18 protein-coding genes are annotated in these 20,153 nt (G+C 64.0%); 15 read left to right on the top strand and 3 right to left on the bottom strand.

The window, feature by feature from the left end:
• Positions 1 to 224: 224 nt before the first annotated feature.
• The 3 genes from xseA to IV113_RS00590 all read left to right on the top strand — a co-directional run bounded on the left by xseA (position 225) and on the right by IV113_RS00590 (position 4,627).
• The gene (gene xseA / locus IV113_RS00600; protein WP_291081130.1) at positions 225 to 1,466 is read left to right on the top strand and encodes an exodeoxyribonuclease VII large subunit; all 1,242 of its coding nucleotides are present in this window, start codon (positions 225 to 227) and stop codon (positions 1,464 to 1,466) included.
• A 101-nt stretch (positions 1,467 to 1,567) separates the two neighbouring features.
• Entirely contained in the window at positions 1,568 to 2,149 is a 582-nt protein-coding gene (locus IV113_RS00595; protein ID WP_159605859.1) for a Fe-Mn family superoxide dismutase, read from the top strand.
• Between the two features lie 240 nt (positions 2,150 to 2,389).
• Positions 2,390 to 4,627, top strand: coding sequence for an NADP-dependent isocitrate dehydrogenase (locus IV113_RS00590; RefSeq protein WP_291079781.1), 2,238 nt, complete (start codon positions 2,390 to 2,392; stop codon positions 4,625 to 4,627).
• Between the two features lie 27 nt (positions 4,628 to 4,654).
• Here IV113_RS00590 and IV113_RS00585 read toward each other — a convergent pair whose 3' ends face one another.
• On the bottom strand, positions 4,655 to 5,104 hold the full coding sequence (locus IV113_RS00585; RefSeq protein ID WP_291079779.1) for a DUF192 domain-containing protein: 450 nt from the start codon (positions 5,102 to 5,104) through the stop codon (positions 4,655 to 4,657).
• A gap of 213 nt (positions 5,105 to 5,317) precedes the next feature.
• Between IV113_RS00585 and icd the strand changes: the two genes are divergently transcribed.
• From icd to clpA, 4 genes are all read left to right on the top strand, one after another.
• Positions 5,318 to 6,571, top strand: a complete 1,254-nt coding sequence (gene icd / locus IV113_RS00580; protein WP_291079777.1) for an NADP-dependent isocitrate dehydrogenase — start codon at positions 5,318 to 5,320, stop codon at positions 6,569 to 6,571.
• Between the two features lie 160 nt (positions 6,572 to 6,731).
• Complete coding sequence (locus IV113_RS00575; protein ID WP_291079775.1) at positions 6,732 to 8,258, top strand: methyl-accepting chemotaxis protein; 1,527 nt, start codon at positions 6,732 to 6,734, stop codon at positions 8,256 to 8,258.
• 232 nt (positions 8,259 to 8,490) lie between these two features.
• Positions 8,491 to 8,856: an ATP-dependent Clp protease adapter ClpS gene (gene clpS, locus IV113_RS00570; protein WP_291079774.1), complete on the top strand. Its 366-nt coding sequence runs from the start codon at positions 8,491 to 8,493 to the stop codon at positions 8,854 to 8,856.
• A 92-nt stretch (positions 8,857 to 8,948) separates the two neighbouring features.
• Positions 8,949 to 11,285: an ATP-dependent Clp protease ATP-binding subunit ClpA gene (gene clpA, locus IV113_RS00565; protein WP_291079773.1), complete on the top strand. Its 2,337-nt coding sequence runs from the start codon at positions 8,949 to 8,951 to the stop codon at positions 11,283 to 11,285.
• A 65-nt stretch (positions 11,286 to 11,350) separates the two neighbouring features.
• Here the strand turns inward: clpA and IV113_RS00560 are convergent, their stop codons facing one another.
• Together IV113_RS00560 and IV113_RS00555 are read right to left on the bottom strand one after the other, a co-directional pair.
• A complete protein-coding gene (locus tag IV113_RS00560) occupies positions 11,351 to 11,836 on the bottom strand; it encodes a DUF1499 domain-containing protein (protein WP_291079771.1) in 486 nt (161 codons plus the stop codon).
• A 14-nt stretch (positions 11,837 to 11,850) separates the two neighbouring features.
• Positions 11,851 to 13,401, bottom strand: a complete 1,551-nt coding sequence (locus IV113_RS00555) for a helicase HerA-like domain-containing protein (RefSeq protein WP_291079769.1) — start codon at positions 13,399 to 13,401, stop codon at positions 11,851 to 11,853.
• A gap of 99 nt (positions 13,402 to 13,500) precedes the next feature.
• On the opposite strand from IV113_RS00555, the gene IV113_RS00550 reads away from it, so the two are divergent.
• The 8 genes from IV113_RS00550 to IV113_RS00515 form a co-directional block, all read left to right on the top strand.
• On the top strand, positions 13,501 to 14,226 hold the full coding sequence (locus IV113_RS00550; protein WP_291079767.1) for a YebC/PmpR family DNA-binding transcriptional regulator: 726 nt from the start codon (positions 13,501 to 13,503) through the stop codon (positions 14,224 to 14,226).
• Positions 14,227 to 14,299: 73 nt separating this feature from the next.
• Positions 14,300 to 15,574, top strand: coding sequence for a phosphoribosylamine--glycine ligase (purD, locus tag IV113_RS00545; RefSeq protein ID WP_291079765.1), 1,275 nt, complete (start codon positions 14,300 to 14,302; stop codon positions 15,572 to 15,574).
• Between the two features lie 74 nt (positions 15,575 to 15,648).
• Positions 15,649 to 16,566, top strand: coding sequence for an oxygen-dependent coproporphyrinogen oxidase (gene hemF / locus IV113_RS00540; protein WP_291079764.1), 918 nt, complete (start codon positions 15,649 to 15,651; stop codon positions 16,564 to 16,566).
• Entirely contained in the window at positions 16,563 to 17,210 is a 648-nt protein-coding gene (nadD, locus tag IV113_RS00535) for a nicotinate (nicotinamide) nucleotide adenylyltransferase (RefSeq protein ID WP_291079762.1), read from the top strand. The genes hemF and nadD overlap by 4 nt, the downstream gene beginning before the upstream one ends.
• Entirely contained in the window at positions 17,207 to 17,971 is a 765-nt protein-coding gene (rsfS, locus tag IV113_RS00530; protein WP_291079760.1) for a ribosome silencing factor, read from the top strand. The genes nadD and rsfS overlap by 4 nt, the downstream gene beginning before the upstream one ends.
• The gene (gene rlmH / locus IV113_RS00525; protein ID WP_291079758.1) at positions 17,968 to 18,435 is read left to right on the top strand and encodes a 23S rRNA (pseudouridine(1915)-N(3))-methyltransferase RlmH; all 468 of its coding nucleotides are present in this window, start codon (positions 17,968 to 17,970) and stop codon (positions 18,433 to 18,435) included. The genes rsfS and rlmH overlap by 4 nt, the downstream gene beginning before the upstream one ends.
• On the top strand, positions 18,432 to 19,070 hold the full coding sequence (locus IV113_RS00520) for a Maf family protein (RefSeq protein ID WP_291079756.1): 639 nt from the start codon (positions 18,432 to 18,434) through the stop codon (positions 19,068 to 19,070). The genes rlmH and IV113_RS00520 overlap by 4 nt, the downstream gene beginning before the upstream one ends.
• Positions 19,071 to 19,098: 28 nt before the next feature.
• Positions 19,099 to 20,153 (top strand): Rne/Rng family ribonuclease (locus tag IV113_RS00515; protein ID WP_291079754.1); only part of this gene is annotated, 1,055 nt, incomplete at its 3' end.

Genomic DNA, 20,153 nt, shown 5'->3' with positions numbered 1-20,153 from the left:
CGCGCGGGGCTTCAGTTTTGACAGATCGATCAGCAAACAGGCAGTGCAAAACGCTTCTGAATCAATGCGCTATTCGCCCCACCCTGCCCAAGCAGGCTTCTTGCACCTGAAGGCCAGTGTTCATGCGGCCTGTGGACACCTTTTCCTGGGAGACGCCCGTGGTTGAACCGTTTTCCGGAACGGACGCCCCATCGGCGGGGCGCGTGTGGGCGGTTGGCCCGCTCATGCGAGCAGTGGCGGACACGCTGGCCGCGCGTTTCAATCCGGTGGCGGTGCGCGGAGAGATTTCTGGCTTCTCGCGCGCAGCCAGCGGCCATTGTTATTTTTCCTTGAAGGACGAAACCGGGCAGGTGCGTTGCGCGCTTTTTCGGCGCTCGGCCGAGCAGCTCACGTTTGCGCCGCGCGATGGACAACTCGTGCAGGCCCGCGGCAAGCTCGACGTGTACGGCGCGCGCGGGGAACTGCAACTGATCGTGGACACCTTGCAGCCGGCCGGGCAGGGCGCGCTGTTCGAGCAGTTCCTTCGGCTCAAGGCCCAACTGGAGGCCGAGGGCTTGTTCGAGGCGGCGCGCAAGAGGCCCTTGCCGCCCCAGCCGCACAGCATCGGTGTGGTCACGTCGTTGGGGGCGGCTGCCTTGCGCGACGTGGTGACCGCTCTCCAGCGGCGGGTGCCGCATCTGCCCGTGGTGATCTATCCGGCGTCGGTGCAGGGCGCCCAGGCGCCAGCCGAACTGTGTGCGGCTCTTCAAACTGCCTACCGACGCCACACAGAGATGGGCGAGAGCGAGGTCTTGCTGCTGGTGCGTGGTGGCGGATCGTTGGAAGACCTGTGGTCTTTCAACGATCCCGAACTGGTGCGCACGGTGGCACGTGCGCCCATGCCGGTGGTGTGCGGCGTTGGGCACGAGACCGATTTCACACTGGCAGATTTCGTGGCGGACCTGCGGGCGCCCACACCCACCGCTGCGGCAGAACTCTGTGCCCCGGCGCGCGAACAACGCCTGGGCGAACTCGACTACCTGCAGGAGCGGCTGGGCACGGCGGCCTTCGGCATCCTTGACCAACGCGGTCAGCGGCTGGACCGGCTGGCGCAGCGCATGGGGCGTCCGTCTGCACGCCTGCACGACAGCCTGCAGCAGCTCAGCCGCTTGCAGCATCGGCTGCAGAGCGGCTGGATGCTGGGCACACAACAGCGGCGCAGCCGGTTGCAGGCCCTGGAAGCACAGCTGCCGAGCGCCTTGCAACGCTCGTTCAACCAGCAGCAGCAGCGCTTGCAACGGTGCGAGCTCTCGCTGGGCCTGCTCGATCCCCAACTGGTGCTGGAGCGCGGCTATACATTTCTCACCGACGAACAAGGCCTGGCGGTGACGCGAGCCGCTCAGGCGCACCCTGGCCAGCAGCTGAGGGCCACGCTGGCCGATGGCAGGCTTGATGTGCGCGTGCAAGCGCCTGACCAGAAACCCTGACACCATCGATGCACAGTCACGTGCCTACAATGGCCGCCTGATCGCAGGCCTGCCCAAACCTGTCGGCGAGTCTTTCAACAACACCACTCACGAGGAACCCCATGGAACACACCCTGCCCGCATTGCCCTACGCCCTGGACGCACTGGCTCCCCACTACAGCCGTGAAACACTGGAGTTCCACCATGGCAAGCACCACAACGCGTATGTGGTCAACCTCAACAACCTGCAAAAGGGCACCGAGTTCGAGGCCATGGACCTGGAATCCATCGTGAAGAAATCCAGCGGTGGCATCTACAACAACTCCGCGCAGATCTGGAACCACACCTTCTTCTGGAACTGCATGAAGCCCAACGGCGGCGGTGAGCCGTCCGGCGCTCTGGCCGCGGCCATCACGGCCAAGTGGGGCAGCTACGCCGCCTTCAAGGAAGCCTTCGTGAAGTCCGCCGTGGGCAACTTCGGCTCGGGCTGGACCTGGCTGGTGAAGAAGGCCGACGGCTCCGTCGACATCGTCAACATGGGCGCCGCCGGCACCCCGCTGACCACCGGCGACAAGGCCCTGCTGACCGTGGATGTGTGGGAGCACGCCTACTACATCGACTACCGCAATGCCCGTCCCAAGTTCGTGGAAACCTTCCTCGACAAGTTGGTGAACTGGTCGTTCGCCGAAGCCAACTTCGCTTGAAGGACCGCTTCCCGATGACTGGGCTCGAAGGGCAACCTTCGGGCCCTTTTTGTTGATGGAAATCTAAAAAAAGAAATCAGATATTTCGCTGCTCTTTTTGCATGGTGAGATAGCGGTTCAAAAATCCGGGTTTGAATCAGGCTCCGGAAAGCAAAATCACATACGGTTCGTATCCAGCCCGACGGACATCCCGTGCCGGACGATTCGAAGACCTCAGCCCAACAATTTTGGAGATACGCGATGAGCAGCCAGCAACCCACCATCATTTACACCCTGACGGACGAAGCCCCCTTGCTGGCGACCAGTGCGTTCCTGCCCATCATCCGCACCTTCGCGGCACCAGCGGGCATCAACGTCGCTACCAGTGACATTTCAGTGGCCGCGCGTGTGCTGGCCGCCTTCCCCGAGTGCCTGAGCGAAGCGCAGCGCGTGCCGGATCACCTGGCCGAACTCGGCAAGCTGACGTTCAAGCCCGAAGCCAACATCATCAAGTTGCCCAACATCAGCGCGTCGGTGTCGCAGCTGGTGGCCTGCATCAAGGAGTTGCAAGCCAAGGGCTACCCGATCCCGGACTACCCGGAAAATCCGAAGACCGACGAAGAAAAAGCGCTGCGCGCGCGCTACTCCAAGTGCACCGGCAGCGCCGTCAATCCGGTCCTTCGCGAGGGCAACTCGGACCGCCGTGCGCCCAGGGCCGTGAAGGAATACGCGCGCAAGAACCCGCACAGCATGGGCGAGTGGAGCCAAGCTTCACGTTCGCACGTCTCACACATGCACGCGGGTGACTTCTACCACGGTGAAAAGTCCATCACGCTGGACAAGGCGCGCGACGTCAAGATGGAGTTGATCACCAAGAGCGGCAAGACCATCGTGCTCAAGTCCAAGGTCTCCTTGCTCGACCGCGAGATCATCGACTCCATGTTCATGAGCAAGAAAGCGCTGCTGGCTTTCTACGAAAAGGAGATCGAGGATGCGCACAAGACCGGCGTGATGTTCTCGTTGCACGTCAAGGCCACCATGATGAAGGTCTCGCACCCCATCGTGTTCGGCCACTGCGTGAAGATCTTCTACAAGGACGCCTTCGAGAAACACGGAAAGCTGTTCGACGAGTTGGGTGTCAACGTCAACAACGGCATGGTGGATCTCTACAACAAGATCACCACGCTGCCGCAGTCCAAGCAGGACGAGATCAAGCGCGACCTGCACGCCTGCCATGAAGGCCGCCCCGAGCTGGCCATGGTCGACTCGGCCAAGGGCATCACCAACTTCCACTCGCCCAACGACGTGATCGTCGACGCCTCCATGCCGGCCATGATTCGCAACAGCGGCAAGATGTGGGGTGCCGACGGCCGCCTGAAGGACGTGAAGGCCGTGATGCCCGAGTCCACCTTTGCCCGCATCTACCAGGAGATCATCAACTTCTGCAAGTGGCACGGCGCCTTCGACCCCAAAACCATGGGCACGGTGCCCAACGTGGGCCTGATGGCTCAGCAGGCCGAGGAATACGGCTCGCACGACAAGACTTTCGAGATCACCGAAGACGGTGTCGCCAACATCACCGACCTGGCCACCGGCGAAGTGCTGCTCAGCCAGGACGTGGAGCAGGGCGACATCTGGCGCATGTGCCAGGTCAAGGACGCGGCGATCCGCGACTGGGTCAAGCTGGCCGTGAACCGGGCGCGCAATTCGGGCATGCCCGTGGTGTTCTGGCTCGACCAGTACCGCCCGCACGAAGCGCAGCTCATCACCAAGGTCAAGATGTACCTGCACGAGCACAACACCAGTGGCCTGGACATCCAGATCATGAGCCAGGTGCGTGCCATGCGCTACACGCTGGAGCGCGTGATCCGCGGCCTGGACACCATCAGCGCCACCGGCAACATCCTGCGCGACTACCTAACCGACCTGTTCCCCATCATGGAACTCGGCACCAGCGCGAAGATGCTGTCCATCGTTCCGCTGATGGCCGGCGGTGGCATGTACGAAACGGGCGCCGGCGGCTCGGCGCCCAAACATGTGCAGCAGCTGGTGGAAGAAAACCACCTGCGCTGGGATTCCCTGGGTGAATTCCTGGCCCTGGCGGTGTCGATGGAAGACCTGGGCTTGAAGACCGGCAACCCGCAGGCCAAGGTGCTGGCGAAGACGCTGGACGCGGCCACCGGCAAGCTGCTGGACAACAACAAGAACCCCTCACCCAAGACCGGCCAGCTCGACAATCGGGGCAGCCAGTTTTACCTGGCGCTGTACTGGGCTCAGGAACTGGCTGCTCAAACCGACGACGCGACGCTGGCAGCCAAGTTCGCTCCACTGGCCAAGCAACTGGCCGACAACGAGAAGGCGATCGTGGCCGAACTGGCGGCCGTGCAGGGCAAGCCGGTGGACATTGGTGGCTACTACAAGCCCGACTTCGACAAGCTCGAAGCCATCATGCGGCCCAGCAAGACCTTCAACGCGGCACTGGCTTCAGTGCAGGTTTGAAGAGGGCGTGTGAGTAAGTAAGGCGGCCTACCGTGTGAACGGTGGGCCGCTCAACTTTGAGCCGGCCTTCAGGCCGCGCTTGTCGAACCAGCCTTTGTTCATTTCCAGCACAAAGCGCACTGGCTTGGTGGAGCAGTGCGAAACCAGGCTCTGCGGTTGCATGTCCGCGAGGTTGACGATGGTGCCGTCGTCGGTCACGAACGCCGCCGTCAGCGGGAGCAGGGTGTTCTTCATCCAGAAACATTGCTCCGAGGCTTGTTCGAACGCGAACAGCATGCCTTCGTTGACCGGCATCTCCTTGCGAAACATGAGGCCCACGGCGCGCTCCTGCGGGGTGGCCGCCACTTGGGCGTGGATCAGGTGCATGCCGGCCGACAGTGTGACCCGTGGCAATTGAAGCTGGGGCGCATCCTGGGACCAGGCCGGCCCCACCACGAGGAACAGCAGAGACAGCAGGTGGATGGACAGTTTTTTCATGCAATGAATGGGGTGGTTCGCTTCAGGCCCGCATTCTCCGCCAACCCAATGCCCGGCGTGTGTCTGGTGTGTATCGGGCCGAAAGGCTTCCATGCTGCGTCGGGTTGGATGGTGGGGGACTAGAATTTCCGCAGCGCGTCAGCGCGACCTTCAGGCGAGCCTGGGCTCTGCGCGAGCCGGCCGCCGGCACCAGACACCACGGAGCTCTCCAACATGTACCAACACATCAAAGTGCCCGCCCAGGGCGAGAAAATCACCGTCAACGCCGACATGTCGCTCAATGTGCCTGACCAGCCCATCGTGCCGTACATCGAAGGTGACGGCACCGGGCTGGACATCACGCCGGTGATGCTCAAGGTGGTCGATGCTGCGGTGGCCAAGGCCTACGGCGGCCTAAAGAAGATCCACTGGATGGAGGTCTACGCGGGTGAGAAGTCGACCAAGGTTTACGGCCCTGACGTGTGGCTGCCGGAAGAAACCCTGGCCGCGTTGCGCGAGTACGTTGTCTCCATCAAAGGCCCGCTGACGACGCCCGTGGGTGGCGGCATCCGCTCGCTCAACGTGGCGCTGCGCCAGGAACTCGACCTCTACGTCTGCCTGCGCCCGGTGCAGTACTTCAAGGGCGTGCCATCGCCGCTGAAAGAGCCCGAGAAGACCAACATGGTGATCTTCCGGGAGAACTCGGAAGACATCTACGCCGGCATTGAGTACGAAGCCGAGTCCGACAAGGCGAAGAAGCTCATCAAGTTCCTGATGGAAGAGATGGGCGTGACCAAGATCCGCTTTCCGAACACCTCGGGCATCGGCATCAAGCCGGTGTCGCGCGAAGGCACGGAGCGCCTGGTGCGCAAGGCTCTCCAGTACACGATCGACAACGACAAGCCCAACCTGACCATCGTGCACAAGGGCAACATCATGAAGTACACCGAAGGTGGCTTCCGGGACTGGGCCTACGCGCTGGCCCAAAAAGAGTTCGGCGCTGAACTGATCGACGGCGGCCCGTGGTGCAAGTTCAAGAACCCCAAGACGGGACGGGACATCATCGTCAAGGACAGCATCGCCGATGCCTTCCTGCAGCAGATACTGCTGCGCCCGGCCGAGTACTCGGTGGTGGCCACGCTCAACCTGAACGGTGACTACATCTCGGACGCCTTGGCGGCCCAGGTCGGCGGCATTGGCATCGCGCCCGGTGCCAACCTGTCCGACACCGTGGCCTGCTTCGAAGCCACGCACGGCACCGCGCCCAAGTACGCCGGCAAGGACTACGTAAACCCGGGCTCAGAAATCCTCTCGGCCGAGATGATGCTGCGCCACATGGGCTGGACCGAGGCTGCCGATCTGATCATCAGCTCCATCGAGAAGTCGATCGCCAGCAAGAAGGTCACCTACGACTTCGCCCGCTTGATGGAAGGCGCCACGCAGGTGAGTTGCTCGGGTTTTGGTCAGGTGATGATCGACAACATGTGACCAACCGCTCGCGCTGCGCCAACTTGGTGCGCAGCGCAATTTGACGTGTCGAACGAGGTCAGTTGCGGGCTTGAGCGGGTTCAAGCGCACGGCGCCGGTGTCGAAAACATGGGAGACCGGCACCACGCTCTGTGGCCGCACATTCCCATCGAGACAAGTCATGAAGATCCGTCACAAACTTCCGCTCGCCATCGGCGTGGCCCTCCTGCTGGTGGCATCCGCCGGCCTGTTTGGCATCCAGCAACTGCGCCAGTCGCTGGCCACTTACCACCAACTGATCGAAGTGGACTATGCGCAGGAACGCATGGCCGCCGGCATGCTTTCCGACTTCAAGACACAGGTGCAGGAATGGAAGAACACGCTGCTGCGCGGCAAGGACGACAAGCAGCGAGACCGCTACTGGAGCGCGTTCCAGAAGAAGGAAGGTGAGATTGCCGCCACCGCCGCCCGCCTGCAGGCATCGCTGCCGCCGGGCGAGGCGCAACAGCTCGTCAGCCAGTTCCTCCAGGCCCATGCCGCCATGGGCGAGGGCTACCGCAAAGGTTTTTCCGCCTTCTCGGGGGCCGGCTTCGATGCCGCGGTGGGCGACGAAGCCGTCAAGGGTATGGACAGGGCGCCCTCTGATTTGATCGACAAGGCCGTTGGCAAGATCGCAGAGCGCTCCGAGGCCGAGGCCGTCGCCGCGGCCGCGGCCAGCCAGCGCGCCAGTGCCCTGAGCCTGGGGCTGATGCTGATCGCCACGCTCGCCGGCATCGGCGCTGCCGTGCTCATCGGCCGCAGCATCACGCGGCCCATCAACCGGGCCCTGCAGGTGGCCAGGACCGTGGCAGCAGGTGACCTCAGTGGGACGATTGAAGTCACCAGCACGGACGAGACCGGTGAGCTGCTGCAGGCGCTCAAGGCCATGAACGAGAGCCTGGCTGGCGTGGTGTCACAGGTGCGCCAGGGCAGCGAGAGCGTGGCCACCGCCAGTTCGCAGATTTCTCAGGGCAACCATGAACTCAGCCAGCGCACCGAGGAGCAGGCCAGTTCCTTGCAGCAAACCGCTGCCTCCATGGAGCAGCTCGGCACGACGGTCACGCAGAACGCCGATAACGCCCGTCAGGCCAACCTGCTCGCGCAAGAGGCACGTGGCGTGGCCATCGAGGGCGGTCGGGCGGTGTCCGACGTGGTGCTGACCATGAAGGGCATCAACGAGAGCAGCCGCCGCATCGCCGACATCATCGGCACCATCGACGGCATCGCATTTCAGACCAACATCCTGGCCCTCAACGCAGCGGTCGAGGCGGCGCGGGCAGGCGAGCAGGGCCGAGGCTTTGCGGTGGTGGCCGCAGAGGTGCGCAACCTGGCGCAACGAAGCGCGCAGGCGGCAAAGGAAATCAAGCTCCTGATCAACGCCAGCGTGCAACAGGTGGAACAAGGCACCGCGCTGGTCGACCAGGCCGGCGCGACGATGCAGAAGACCGTGAGTTCCATCGGGCGTGTCACCGACATCGTGGGCGAGATCAGCGCGGCCAGCACCGAACAAAGCTCCGGCGTGGCCCAGGTCGGACAGGCGGTGAGCCAGATCGACCAGGTCACCCAGCAGAACGCCGCGTTGGTTGAGGAATCGGCTGCAGCGGCAGCGAGCCTGAAGCACCAGGCGCAGCAACTGGTTCAGGCGGTGGCCGTCTTCAAGCTGGCCTGAACCAGGCACTGGGCTCAGCGCGCTACTGATGGGCTGGTGCGTGAGCAAACCAACGAAAAACCGGCAAGAAGGCGCCCAGCTTGGTGGTTTTCATCCGGGCTTTCGCCTCACAATGAGGCATGGAAAAGACCTTCCTCCAGCGATCGACCCCGCTATCGGGGCGGGGTGCAGTTTTGAGTGAAAGGCCACACCTATTCCCGTGTGGCGATGTGGGCAGATGGGCGCCGCTAGAATGGTTTTCATGGCCACCCAGAACCCCAAAAAACCCGAAAACCCGACGGCGCCACCCAGCGTCAGCAACGACGAGTCGGTGGTGCTCGAACGGCGCGCCCAGCGCACCAAACCACCCCAGATGTTTCAAGTGGTCTTGCTCAACGACGATTTCACGCCCATGGAGTTCGTGGTACACGTCATTCAGGAGTTTTTCAGCAAGGATCGTGAAACCGCCACCCAGATCATGCTCAAGATCCATCTGGAGGGAAAAGGCATTTGCGGCGTGTATTCGCGTGACGTGGCCAGCACCAAGGTGGATCAGGTGCTCCAGGCCGCACGGTCTGCTGGACACCCGCTTCAATGCATGAGCGAGCCAGTTGAATAAAGCACAACGCTCCCCATCTTCCCCTCGATTCATTTCATTTTGTCTTCCAGACGTTTGCTTCTCCGTTCACCCAAGCCCAAAGGACGTGCCCAATGATTGCCCAGGAACTTGAAGTCAGCTTGCATATGGCCTTTGTCGAGGCCCGGCAGCAGCGGCACGAATTCATCACGGTCGAGCACCTGCTGCTTGCGCTGCTGGACAACCCCAGCGCCGCCGAAGTGTTGCGCGCCTGCTCCGCCAACATCGACGACCTCCGCAAATCCTTGACGAATTTCATCAAGGACAACACACCACAGGTGGCCGGCACCGACGAGGTGGACACGCAGCCCACGCTGGGTTTCCAGCGTGTGATCCAGCGCGCCATCATGCATGTGCAGTCCACCGGCAACGGCAAGAAGGAAGTCACCGGCGCCAACGTGCTGGTGGCCATCTTCGGCGAGAAGGATTCGCACGCCGTGTACTACCTCCACCAGCAGGGCGTGACCCGCCTGGACGTGGTGAACTTCATCGCCCACGGCATCCGCAAGAGCGACCCGCCCGAGCCAACCAAGTCGGGTGAGAGCGCGGCCGAGAACGAAGAGGCTGGTGAAGCCAAGAGCAACGAGAAAGCCTCACCGCTCGAGCAGTTCACCCAGAACCTCAACCAGATGGCCAAGGACGGCAAGATCGATCCGCTCATCGGGCGCGAGTACGAAGTCGAGCGCGTGATCCAGATCCTTTGCCGCCGCCGCAAGAACAACCCGCTGCTGGTGGGTGAAGCCGGCGTGGGCAAGACCGCGATCGCCGAGGGCCTGGCCTGGCGCATCACGCAGGGCGAAGTGCCCGAGATCCTGGCCGATTCGAGCGTGTTCTCGCTCGACATGGGCGCGTTGTTGGCGGGCACCAAATACCGTGGTGATTTCGAGCAGCGCTTGAAGGGCGTGCTCAAGTCGCTCAAGGACCGTCCCAACGCGATCCTGTTCATCGACGAGATCCACACCTTGATCGGTGCGGGCGCAGCGTCGGGCGGCACACTGGACGCGTCCAACCTGCTCAAGCCGGCGCTCTCAAGCGGCCAGCTCAAGTGCATCGGCGCGACCACCTTCACCGAATACCGCGGCATCTTCGAAAAAGACGCGGCCCTCAGCCGTCGCTTCCAGAAGGTGGACGTGGTCGAGCCGACCGTGCAGGAAACGGTTGACATCCTCAAGGGCCTCAAGTCGCGCTTTGAAGAGCACCACGGCGTGAAGTACGCAGTCGCGGCACTGCAGGCCGCAGCCGAGCTGAGCGCGAAGTACATCAACGACCGCCACCTGCCCGACAAGGCCATCGACGTGATCGACGAGGCGGGTGCCGCCCAGCGCATCCTGCCGGTGTCCAAGCGCAAGAAAACCATCAGCAAGACCGAGGTTGAGGAAATCGTGGCGAAGATCGCGCGCATTCCCCCGGCCAATGTCTCCAACGACGACCGCAGCAAGCTGCAGACGCTGGAGCGTGATCTCAAGAGCGTGGTGTTCGGCCAGGACAAGGCGCTGGAGATCCTCGCCTCGTCCGTGAAGATGGCGCGCTCGGGCCTGGGCAAGAGCGACAAGCCGATCGGGGCCTTCCTGTTCAGCGGCCCCACGGGTGTGGGCAAGACCGAAGCCGCCAAGCAGCTGGCCTACATCATGGGCATCGACCTGATCCGCTTCGACATGTCGGAGTACATGGAGCGCCATGCCGTGAGCCGCCTGATCGGTGCGCCCCCGGGCTACGTGGGCTTTGACCAGGGTGGTCTGCTGACAGAAGCCGTGACGAAGAAGCCGCATTGCGTGCTGCTGCTCGACGAGATCGAGAAGGCACACCCGGACATCTTCAACGTGCTGCTGCAAGTGATGGACCACGGCACCCTGACAGACAACAACGGGCGCAAGGCCGACTTCCGCAACGTCATCATGATCATGACGACGAACGCGGGTGCCGAGACCATGAACAAGGCAACCATCGGCTTCACCAACCCGCGTGAGGCTGGCGACGAGATGGCCGACATCAAGCGCCTGTTCACGCCCGAGTTCCGCAACCGCCTGGACGCCACCGTGAGCTTCAAGGCGCTGGACGAGAACGTCATCATGCGTGTGGTGGACAAGTTCCTGCTGCAACTGGAGACGCAACTCGGCGAGAAGAAGGTCGAGGTCACGTTCACCGATGCCCTGCGCAAGCACCTGGCCAAGAAGGGCTTCGACCCGCTGATGGGTGCGCGTCCGATGCAGCGCTTGATCCAGGACACGATCCGTCGCGCCTTGGCCGACGAGTTGCTGTTCGGCCGCCTGACCGAAGGTGGCCGTCTGACGGTGGACATCGAGATCAAGACCGACGAGGCCGGCAAGGAAGTGCAGGAAGTCCTGCTGGACATCCACCCGCTGTCGAAGAAGGAAGGCAAGGCCAAGCCTGAAGAGGCCACGGCGGGTTGAGTCAGTTCGTCCCCCAGCAAAAAGGCCCGGTGATCCCGGGCCTTTTTGTTGGGTCGCAACGCGGCTCAGGGTGCCACGAGGTAGGCAGCGCGAATGGCCTCGATGCGCTTGCGGTTCACGCTGAAGTCTTCCCGTCCCAGCCGGCTGGCGCTGCGCAGCTCGATCACGCCGCTGGCGGGGTTGGCCCAGAACTCCACGTCATCAACGAACTTGAGCCAGCGCGTTTGAGCCTGCGCGTAGAGGTAGTCGGGGCGCTGCTCGACGATGGTCACGCCGGGCATGTCTCGCAGCACGGTTTCCAGCGCCTTGAGCGAAGCGGCAGCGCCGGCCAACTTGAACGGCAATGGATCGATGGTGGCGTAGGCGCGCTGTGGGTGGTCGGGGAACAGCACGGCCTGGCTGCTCACACTGTTGCGGGTGCGTGAGGGCTGCTTGAGGCGGCCGTCCTTCACACCCAGGTCTGCCGGTTGCTGGCCACTCAACAGGCCGAACTGCGCTGCCACGAGCGCCAGCACGATGGCGGCCAGGCCGATGTAGACGGCGAATTTCATGGGTGTGTCTCCGGTCAGCGTTTGCCGCCCAGCAGGCCACCCAGCACGCCGCGCAGGATCTGCCGGCCAAGGCCGCTGGCCACCGTGCGCGCGGCCGTCTTGGCCATCGTCTGCACCAGGCCGTCGTATTGGCCGCCGCGTGGACCGGTGCGGCCGAAGAGGGCTTCGTTGACCATGCCACCAATGCCGCCGCCGTCGGCGGCTTCGGGCTCTTGTTTCGCGGCGCCGGGAATGCGGGGCGTCCGGGGGGCGTCCTTGGTGGCCTCGGGCTCGGCTTGCGCCCCGCGCTTGCCCGCATGGTTGGCAAACATCTCGTAGGCGCTTTCTCGGTCGAGCAGTTTTTCATAGACACCGGCCACCAGCGAGTCCTGGCGCAGTTGTTGGCGCTGGGCGTCGGTGATGGGGCCGAGCTGGCTGCCTGGCGGCACCACGAACACACGTTCGGTTTCGCTGGGGCGACCCTTGGCGTCGAGCAGGCTCACCAGCGCCTCGCCCACGGCGAGTTCGGTGATGGCGGCTTCAATGTCAAGACCGGCCTTGGGCCGCATGGTCTGCGCGGTGGACTTCACCGCTTTCTGGTCGCGCGGCGTGAAGGCACGCAGCGCGTGCTGCACCCGGTTGCCCAACTGGCCGAGCACGCTGTCCGGGATGTCCAGCGGGTTCTGGGTCACAAAATACACGCCCACGCCCTTGGAGCGAACCAGGCGCACGACCAGCTCGATGCGCTCGATCAGCACCTTGGGCGCCTCGTTGAACAGCAGGTGGGCCTCGTCGAAGAAGAACACCAGCTTCGGCTTCTCGGGGTCACCGATCTCGGGCAGGGTCTCGAACAGCTCGGAGAGCATCCACAGCAGGAAGGTGGCGTACAGGCGCGGCGCGTTCATCAGCTTGTCGGCCGCCAGGATGTTCATCACGCCCTTGCCGTCCACCGTCTGCATGAAGTCGCTGATGTCGAGCATGGGCTCGCCGAAGAATTTGTCGCCGCCCTGTTGCTCGACTTGCATCAGCCCGCGCTGGATCGCGCCGATGCTGGCCGCGCTGATGTTGCCGTACTCGGTGGTGAACTGCTTGGCGTTGTCGCCGATGTGCTGCAGCATGGCCCGCAGGTCCTTCATGTCGAGCAGCAGCAGGCCGTTGTCGTCGGCGATTTTGAACACCAGGTTGAGCACGCCCGACTGCGTGTCGTTGAGGTTGAGCATGCGCGCCAGCAGCAGCGGGCCCATGTCGCTGACGGTGGCGCGCACCGGGTGGCCGAGTTCGCCGAACACGTCCCACAGCATGGCAGGGCAGGCCTGCGAGGCAGGAAGGGTGATACCGCGCTCCTGCAAGACCTTGCTGATCTTCTCGCCGAAGCTGCCCTTCTGGCTGATGCCCGAGAGATCGCCCTTGACGTCGGCCATGAACACCGGCACGCCGATGTTGGAGAACTGCTCGGCCAGGGTTTGCAGCGTCACCGTCTTGCCGGTGCCGGTGGCGCCAGTGATGAGGCCGTGGCGGTTGGCCAGCCCCGGCAGCAGTTGGCAGGTGGTGGTGGCGTTCTGGGCGATCAGCATCGGTTCGGCCATGGCGGAGGTTCCTTGTGTGCGGGTTCGGAGCAGGGCGGGTGAAAACGTAAAATCGCAGGCTTATTAGATCAAAGCCCAAGCAGGCAAAAGGACAATTTCGTGGCCGGACACAGCAAATGGGCAAACATTCAGCACCGCAAGGGCCGCCAGGACGAAAAGCGCGGGAAGATCTGGACCCGCGTGATCCGTGAGATCACCGTGGCCGCGCGCCAGGGTGGCGGCGACCCCGCCATGAACCCGCGCCTGCGCCTGGCCATCGACAAGGCCAAGGCCGCCAACATGCCGGCCGACCGGATCAAGTACAACGTGGAAAAGGCCTCAGGAACGCTCGAAGGCGTGAGCCTGGAAGAGATTCGCTACGAGGGCTATGGCATCGGTGGCGCGGCGGTGATCATCGACACCATGACCGACAACAAGGTTCGCACCGTCGCGGAGGTGCGCCACGCCTTCAGCAAACACGGCGGCAACCTGGGCACCGACGGTTCGGTGTCGTTCCAGTTCAAACACTGCGGACAACTCGTGTTTGCACCCGGCACGTCTGAGGACAAGGTGATGGAGGTGGCGCTGGAGGCCGGGGCCGACGACGTGATCACAGACGCAGACGGCGCCATCGAGGTGCTGACCTCACCGACCGACTTTGAAGCCGTGAAGAATGCGCTGGAAGCTGCGGGCCTCATGCCCGAGATCGCCGAAGTGACCATGCGCGCCGAGAACACGGTCGAGCTCACCGGTGAGGATGCCGTGCGCATGCAGAAGCTGCTGGACGTCCTTGAAGACCTCGACGATGTGCAAGGTGTTTTTCACAACGCCGAAATGAACATATGAACCCCCACGATCGCTATCGCTCTCTGCCCCCCGAGGGGGCTGGCCTCCTAGAGGCGGCTCGTCGGAGGCCCGAATGAAAGTCCTCGTCATTGGCGGCGGTGGCCGCGAACACGCCTTGGCCTGGAAACTCAAGCACGACGCCGGCGTGAGTCAGGTGTTTGTGGCACCCGGCAACGCCGGTACGGCGCGCGACCCGGACCTCATCAACCTCGACATCACCGACAAGGTGGCGCTGCGTGAATGGGCGCAGGCCCAAGGCGTGGCGCTTGCTGTGGTGGGGCCTGAAGCGCCCTTGGCTGCCGGTGTGGTGGACGAGTTTCGCGGCCACGGCCTCCCGATCTTCGGCCCCACGAAAGCGGCCGCGCAGCTGGAGAGCTCCAAGGCGTTTTCCAAGGCCTTCATGCAGCGCCACGGCATTCCCACCGCGAAATACCAGGCCTTCACCGACCCGTCCCTGGCGCACGCCTACGTGGATGCCGAGGGCGCACCCATCGTCGTCAAGGCCGACGGGCTGGCGGCTGGCAAAGGCGTGGTGGTGGCCATGACGGCGGCGGAGGCGCACGAAGCCATCGACTTCATGCTGCTGGACAACAAGTTGGGTGTGGCGCACAACGAAGGCGGCGCGCGCGTTGTCATTGAAGAATTCCTCGAGGGCGAGGAAGCCAGCTTCATCGTTCTGTGCGACGGCGAGCACGCGCTGGCGCTGGCCACCAGCCAGGATCACAAACGCCTGATGGACGCCGACCAGGGCCCCAACACCGGCGGCATGGGCGCGTATTCGCCCGCGCCGGTGGTTACGCCCGCGGTGCACGAGCGCGCGATGAACGAGGTGATCCTGCCAACGCTGCGCGGCATGGCCGTCGACGGCATTCCGTACACCGGTTTTCTGTACGCAGGCCTGATGATCACGCCCGATGGCCGTGTCAAGACACTGGAGTTCAACTGCCGCATGGGCGACCCGGAAACCCAGCCGATCATGATGCGTCTCAAGAGCAACCTCACGCAGGTGCTGCTCTCGGCCACACGCGCCGAGCTGGACCAAGTCACGCTCGACTGGGATTCGCGCGTGGCGCTGGGCGTGGTGCTGGCCGCCGCTGGCTACCCGCTGAGCCCGCGCAAGGGCGATGCGATCACTGGTCTGCCAGCCGATGCCGCCGACCGCATGGTGTTCCATGCCGGCACCGCCACGGCCGGCGAAGAGGTGCAGGTCTCGGGCGGCCGTGTGTTGTGCGTGACCGCTCTGGCCGAGACGGTTGCCCTGGCACAGCAGCGCGCCTACGAGGTGGTGAATGACATTCACTTTGATGGCATGCAGTGCCGCCGCGACATCGGGTACCGTGCGCTTTGAGTCCGGCTCACACCACCGCGTGATGCGCCAGTGCAGTCCCCGCCCGTGCTTTTTTTCGCTGAATCGGCCAGACCATGAAACAGACTTCTCTGTCCTCCGTGCGTGAGTTCCTCATCGACCTGCAGGACCGCATCACCTCCACCGTGGCCATGGTGGATGGTGGCAGCTTCGTGGTGGATCGCTGGACCAAACCGTCAGGCGAAACCCTGCAGGGCAACGGCGTCACCCAGATCCTCGAAGACGGCGCCGTGTTCGAGCGGGCGGGTTGCGGCTTCTCGCACGTCACCGGTCCTCGCTTGCCGCCCTCCGCCACGCAGCACCGCCCCGAACTCTCAGGTGCGCCGTTTGAAGCCATGGGCGTCTCGCTGGTGTTCCACCCGCGCAACCCCTATGTGCCCACGGTGCACATGAACGTGCGCATGCTCGCGGCCACGCCGGCTGGTGGCGAGTCGGTGTGCTGGTTTGGCGGGGGCATGGACCTCACGCCGTACTACGGCTTCGAAGAAGACGCGGTGCATTTCCATCAGTCGGTGAAGAACGCGCTCGACCCTTTCGGCGTCGACAAATACCCGCGCTTCAAGACATGGTGTGACGAGTATTTCTATTTGAAGCACCGCGACGAGCAACGCGGTATCGGTGGTGCGTTCTTCGACGATTTCTCTGAACTCGGCTTCGACGGCAGCTTCGCCATGATGAGTTCGGTCGGTGATGCCTTTCTCGACGCTTACCTGCCCATCGTCGATCGCCGCAAGAACACCCCCTACGGCGAGCGCGAGCGCAGCTTCCAGCTCTATCGCCGCGGGCGCTATGTCGAGTTCAACCTCGTGTGGGACCGTGGCACCCATTTCGGCCTGCAATCGGGCGGGCGCAGCGAGTCCATCCTGTTGTCCATGCCGCCGCTGGTGAGCTGGGCGTACAACCGCAAGACCAAGAAGGGCACGCCCGAGGAACGGCTCTACAAGGATTTCCTGGTGCGCAAGGATTGGCTTTGAAGGCCGATGGCGCAGGTCCACGCCGCGTGGGCATGTTCGGTGGCGCGTTCGACCCACCGCACTGGGCGCACCGCGCCCTGGCAGAAACCGCGCTCAAGCTGCTCGGTCTGGACGTGCTGCACATCCTGCCCACCGGGCACGCCTGGCACAAGACCCGGGTGCTTTCACCCGCCGTCGATCGGGTGGCCATGTGCCATCTCGCGTTCGACGACCTGGCCCGTGTGAAGATCGACGAGCGCGAAATCCACCGCGAGGGCCCGAGCTACACCGCCGACACGCTGCACGAACTGCGGCGCGAGTACCCTGGTGCTCAGCTGTTTCTGGTGCTCGGTGCCGACCAGTTGCTGGCCTTTCGCACCTGGGTGCGCTGGCAGGAGGTGCTGGACCTGGCCACGCTGGCGGTGGCCAACCGCGCCACCAACATTGGTGCTGACGCCCCGCTGGACCAAGAGGTCGAGACCGACCTGTCGCAGGTGGGGCTTCCTTTCGAACGGCTGGACATGCCGCTCAAGAACATCAGTGCGACCGCCGTGCGAGCCCGACTGGGACAGGCGGCGCAGAGCGCCCGTGCCCTGGAGGTTCTGGTGCCCGAGGCCGTCGCAAGCTACATTTCAACCCATCACCTTTATCAGAATCCCACATGACCAGCGAAACCATTGCCAAAAAAGACATCCAGAGACTCCAGCGCGCCATCGTCGACGGACTGGAGGACGTCAAGGGTCAGGACATCGTGGTTTTCAACACCGAACACCTCTCACCGCTCTTTGAGCGTGTGATCGTTGCCAGCGGCACTTCCAACCGTCAGACCAAGGCCCTGGCCGCCAGCGTGCGCGATGCCGTGCGCGAAGCCGGCTTCGACAAACCCCGCATTGAGGGTGAAGACAATGGTGAATGGATCATCGTGGACTGCGGCGCTGCCGTGGCCCATGTGATGCAACCCGTGATCCGCCAGTACTACCGGCTCGAAGAGATCTGGGGCGCCAAGCCCGTGCGCCTGAAACACGGTGCCGAGAGGCCCGTGGTGGCCGAGGCCAAGCCTGCCAAGACCAGCCGCAAGAAGCCGGTGGTCACCGCCGCCGCACAACCCGCCAAGAGCACGGCGCGCAAGGCTGCACAGTCGGCGGCGCGTGGTGCCGCTGCAGCCCCGGCCAAGACGGCCGCCAAGAAGCCTGCGGTGAAAACGGCGTCCAAGTCGGCACCTGCAAAGACCACCCGCAAACCTGTCGCCAGCGCACCGAAAACCGCACTGCAGAAACTGGTGGTCAAACCCCGCTCGGCCACCAAGCCTGGCGCAAAGACCGCGGTGAAGCCGGCCGCCAAAGCTGCACCGAAAGCAGCGGCCAAGCCCGCAGCCAAGGCGCCCGCGCGCAAAACCACCAAGGCAGCAGCCCCCAGGAAGGCATGAAGCTGCTGATCGTCGCGGTCGGGCAACGTGTGCCCGACTGGGCTCAGACCGCCTACGACGATTACGCCAAGCGCTTTCCGCCCGAGCTTCGGGTGGAACTCAAAGCCGTGAAGACGGAGCCGCGCGGCTCCAAGACCCTGGAGACGTTGCTCGCGGCCGAGCGCGAGCGCATCGAAGCCGCGATCCCGCGCGGCTCGCGCGTCGTGGCGCTGGACGAGCGCGGCACCACCCTCACCACCAAGGCCCTGGCCCAACAGTTGAACGAGTGGCAACTGGAGAGCGACGACGTGGCGCTCGTCATTGGCGGCCCCGATGGCCTGGACCCGGCGTTTCGCGCCGCGGCGCACCAGCGCATCCGCTTGTCCGACCTGACCCTGCCACACGCCATGGTGCGGGTGCTGTTGATCGAGCAGCTCTACCGCGCCTGGTCCGTGAACGCCAACCACCCCTATCACAGAGAATGACCGCCCCCACGCTCCGCCGCTCCGACTTCATCTACCTCGCTTCCCAGAGCCCACGCCGCAAACAGCTGCTGGAACAGTGGGGCGTTCGCTGCGAATTGCTGCTGCCCGATGCCGGCGAAGACGCGGAATCGCTGGAAGCCGTTATGCCGGGTGAAGCACCGGCAGTTTATGTACAGCGCGTCACCGGGCTGAAGCTGCAGGCCTCGCTGGCGCGTTTGAAGCACCGGGGCCTGCCTCCCGCACCCGTGCTGTGCGCCGACACCACCGTGGCGCTGGGTCGGCGCATCCTGGGCAAGCCGGCCGACGCGCAAGAGGCCACAAAAATGCTCGCCAGCCTGGCGGGCCAGCGCCATCGCGTGCTCACCGCTGTGGCGGTGGGCGTGCCCGGCAAGCGCAGTCCGCGCATCCACGCTGCCCTGTCCACCTCGTGGGTCACGTTCGAGCCGCTGACCAGCACGCAGATCGCGCGTTACGTCGCCAGCGGCGAACCCATGGGCAAGGCTGGCGCCTACGCGATTCAGGGCCGGGCCAGCCTCTGGGTGAGCCACATCAGCGGCAGCTATTCGGGCATCATGGGCTTGCCCGCGCACGAGACAGCGCAGGTGCTGCACGCCGCCGGTGTGCGGCTGATCTGAACCGCAACGCGCCACGGAGAAGGGCCCCATGAGCCAGGACATTCTGATCAATTGGTCGCCGCAGGAAACGCGGGTTGCCGTGGTGGAGCAGGGGGCGGTGCAGGAAGTGCACCTGGAGCGCACGCTGGAGCGGGGTCTGGTCGGCAACATCTACCTGGGCAAGGTGTCGCGTGTGCTGCCCGGCATGCAGTCGGCCTTCATCGACATCGGTCTGGACCGCGCGGCCTTCCTGCATGTGGCCGACCTCATGCCCAACATTGCAGCCAAACACGCGGCCCCACGCGCCAACGCACCGGTAGCGGCCGAATCCGAGCCTACTGCGCCAGCACCCGGCGCCAACGGCAAACTGCTCACGCCCAACCCGGTGCTGCCGATCGAGCGCCAGATCTTTGAAGGCCAGGCGCTGATGGTGCAGGTACTCAAGGACCCGATCGGCACCAAGGGTGCCCGCCTCACCGCGCAGATCAGCATCGCGGGCCGCCTGCTGGTTTTTCTGCCGCAGGACAACCACATCGGTGTCTCGCAGAAAATTCCACCGGCCCAGCGCGAGGCCTTGCGACAGCGATTGCTGCAGTTGACGGCCACCACCGACGGCACCGCAGCGGGCGGGTTCATCCTGCGCACCAACGCCGAAGACGCGACCGACGAAGAACTGGCCGAAGACACGGCCTATTTGCGCAAGACCTGGCTGCGCATCAAGGAAGCCGCCACCCGCCAGCCTTCGGCCACGCTGCTGCACGAAGACCTGAACCTGATGCAGCGCGTGCTGCGCGACCTGGTGGGGGCCGACACACAGTCCATCCGCATCGATTCGCGTGAACAGCACGGCCTGCTCACCGCATTTGCCGCCGAGTTCATGCCCGACACCGTGGCCAAGCTGCAGCACTACAGCGGCGAGCGGCCGATCTTCGATCTGTTCAACGTGGACGAAGACATCGTGCGCGCGCTCAGCCGGCGGGTCGACCTCAAATCGGGCGGCTATCTGGTGATCGACCAGACCGAGGCGCTGACCACGGTGGACGTGAACACCGGCGGCTTCGTGGGCGCGCGCAACTTTGACGACACCGTGTTCCGCACCAACCT

This window comes from Hydrogenophaga sp., from assembly GCF_018780385.1.
In the GTDB taxonomy this organism is placed as follows: Bacteria; Pseudomonadota; Gammaproteobacteria; order Burkholderiales; family Burkholderiaceae_C; genus Hydrogenophaga.
The sequence above is the reverse complement of the archived record's forward strand: the minus strand, read 5'-3'. Positions and strand labels throughout refer to the sequence as shown.

Bases quoted from the DNA above. Each gene is read 5' to 3' on its own strand.
- IV113_RS00555 (WP_291079769.1), bottom strand. From the start codon at position 13,401: ATGGCCGAACCGATGCTGATCGCCCAGAACGCCACCACCACCTGCCAA.
- rsfS (WP_291079760.1), top strand. From the start codon at position 17,207: ATGACCAGCGAAACCATTGCCAAAAAAGACATCCAGAGACTCCAGCGC.
- clpA (WP_291079773.1), top strand. From the start codon at position 8,949: ATGATTGCCCAGGAACTTGAAGTCAGCTTGCATATGGCCTTTGTCGAG.
- clpS (WP_291079774.1), top strand. From the start codon at position 8,491: ATGGTTTTCATGGCCACCCAGAACCCCAAAAAACCCGAAAACCCGACG.
- IV113_RS00520 (WP_291079756.1), top strand. From the start codon at position 18,432: ATGACCGCCCCCACGCTCCGCCGCTCCGACTTCATCTACCTCGCTTCC.
- IV113_RS00560 (WP_291079771.1), bottom strand. From the start codon at position 11,836: ATGAAATTCGCCGTCTACATCGGCCTGGCCGCCATCGTGCTGGCGCTC.
- IV113_RS00595 (WP_159605859.1), top strand. From the start codon at position 1,568: ATGGAACACACCCTGCCCGCATTGCCCTACGCCCTGGACGCACTGGCT.
- rlmH (WP_291079758.1), top strand. From the start codon at position 17,968: ATGAAGCTGCTGATCGTCGCGGTCGGGCAACGTGTGCCCGACTGGGCT.
- hemF (WP_291079764.1), top strand. From the start codon at position 15,649: ATGAAACAGACTTCTCTGTCCTCCGTGCGTGAGTTCCTCATCGACCTG.
- IV113_RS00585 (WP_291079779.1), bottom strand. From the start codon at position 5,104: ATGAAAAAACTGTCCATCCACCTGCTGTCTCTGCTGTTCCTCGTGGTG.
- IV113_RS00575 (WP_291079775.1), top strand. From the start codon at position 6,732: ATGAAGATCCGTCACAAACTTCCGCTCGCCATCGGCGTGGCCCTCCTG.
- purD (WP_291079765.1), top strand. From the start codon at position 14,300: ATGAAAGTCCTCGTCATTGGCGGCGGTGGCCGCGAACACGCCTTGGCC.
- IV113_RS00590 (WP_291079781.1), top strand. From the start codon at position 2,390: ATGAGCAGCCAGCAACCCACCATCATTTACACCCTGACGGACGAAGCC.
- icd (WP_291079777.1), top strand. From the start codon at position 5,318: ATGTACCAACACATCAAAGTGCCCGCCCAGGGCGAGAAAATCACCGTC.
- xseA (WP_291081130.1), top strand. From the start codon at position 225: ATGCGAGCAGTGGCGGACACGCTGGCCGCGCGTTTCAATCCGGTGGCG.